1 protein-coding gene is annotated in these 1837 nt (G+C 69.4%); it reads right to left on the reverse strand.

Annotated features, from left to right (window positions below; translation table 11 throughout):
* Window positions 1-182 precede the first annotated feature (182 nt).
* Window positions 183-1670 (reverse strand): ParB/RepB/Spo0J family partition protein, encoded by a 1488-nt coding sequence (locus ACFV6V_RS31095; protein ID WP_376539182.1) that lies wholly within the window; start codon window positions 1668-1670, stop codon window positions 183-185.
* Between the last annotated feature and the right edge of the window lie 167 nt (window positions 1671-1837).

Genomic DNA, 1837 nt, shown 5'->3' on the forward strand with positions numbered 1-1837 from the left:
CGGCCCGGTGCCGACGGCACCGGCCGACGAAGGAGGCCGGGGCCGGCGAGCACGCACCGGGCCACCAACACCGCCACGCCGCCAGGCGTGTCCGCTACCGCGCCGCGCACGGCGGCGCTGCCTGTGAGGACGACGCTGCCGTACGCGGGCCGGGAGGGGGCCTCCCCCTCCCGGCCCTGCGGTCACTTCGAGTCGAGCTGTTCCTGTCCCGTCTCCTTCGCCTTCTCGGCGGAGACCTTCGCCGCGTGCTCGGTGCCGTCGTACTCCTGGCCGTCGATGATGGCCTGTTCGATCGGTGAGGCCGAGTGGCCCAGCTGCACGAGCATGGAGAGGTACGCGCCGATCCGCTTCCGCGTGTGGCTGCTCAGACCCTGACGGTCCGTGCGCCAGGGCCGGTTGTCCTTGTGGCCGGTCGTCTTCTCGTACGACGCGACGCAGGCCATGAAGGGGAACAGTGCCAGGCGGCGGGCGTCGGCCTTCGCCAGGATCTCGGCCGTCATCGTGTTCGCTCGGGAGGCGTCCGCGATGCCGAGCCATTCCCGGACCAGGCGGGTCCCGTCCTCGCTGGTGATGTCACCGATGCCGAGATCGTCGCCGCGCAGGGTCGACTCCGCCACGAACCGCGCCATGATCACCTGCGCGTCGCGCGGGAACGTCTTGCGGGTCATCCAGGTGTTCAGCCACTCGCGGCGGGCTGCGGTCGCGGCCTTGTAGTGCTTGTTCCCCTGGATGATGCGCTGGCGGGCCTCCTTGTCCTCCGCCTTGGTGGTCGCCGTGGTGCTGCCGGGCGGCTGGTAGACGGCGTGGTCGTACAGGGCGGGCTTCAGGCAGTACGTCACCCAGTGGGAGCCGTACTGCGCCGGGGCCACGACGTGCCCCCGGCACGCCTTGTGCTCCTCCTCGCTGATCGTCTTCGCCCCGTCGTGGGTCCGCAGTTCGTGAATCCGGGTCGCGCTGTCCGGCAGGGCCTCGTACTCGTCAATGACGGTCAGCCCGGCGGCGACGGCCTCGGCCCGCTCCTTGGCCAGCCGCGCCGTCTCCTCCCGGTCGTCGCGGAGCCTGCGCAGACGGTAGGAGAAGTTCCCGCCCTGCGCCGCCTCGGTCAGCTCCTTCAGGGCCTCCGGGTCGTCCTCGAACTCGGCCAGCGCTTCGAGCTGGTCGAGCGTCCAGGCGTACTGGACGGCCTGGGCCGCCTCCATCGTCTTGGCCGCGCGTCCCACCTGCACGGCGGTCTTCACGTCCTTCTGCGTCCACCCGGTCTCGGTCGCGATGGCCTTGACCCCGGCCCCCAGCTCGCTCGCCTGGAAGAGGGCGGCGGCCTTCTCCCGCGTGTTCAGGCCGACCCGCTGTTCGGCGGTGGTGACCATGTCCACGTACTGCCCGGCCTCGTCCTCGGCCCGGCTGTCGTCGATCACGACAGGGACGGTCTCCCACTTGTCCTCGATCATGACCAGCAGACGGCGGTGACCGTCGATCACCTTGTACGTGCCGTCTGCCTGCGGGGTCACCAGCAGCGGCGTCCGCAGCTTCTTGCGGAGGCTCCGGCGGAACCGGTCCGTCACGGCCAGGTCCTCACGGACGTTGCCGGGGTGGGCGGTGAGCTGGGAAAGCGGGACGTCCTCGAATCGGAAGGTGGTCGGGATGGTCTGCTCGACGGTCTCGGTCGTCACGTCGTTGTCCTTGGTGTTGAAGGTTTAGGGCCTGTCGTCCGGGGCTGCCATCCCCTTCCGACATCACTAATTCTGCCTTATTTAAGAGTCCGGGTCCACCTGAAACAGGGGTCTCGGGGAGTGATCTGGATCACATGTTTTCGCAGGTCAGGGGCGGCTTCCGTCCC

This window comes from Streptomyces sp. NPDC059828 (assembly GCF_042731955.1).
Classification (GTDB): Bacteria; Actinomycetota; Actinomycetes; order Streptomycetales; family Streptomycetaceae; genus Streptomyces.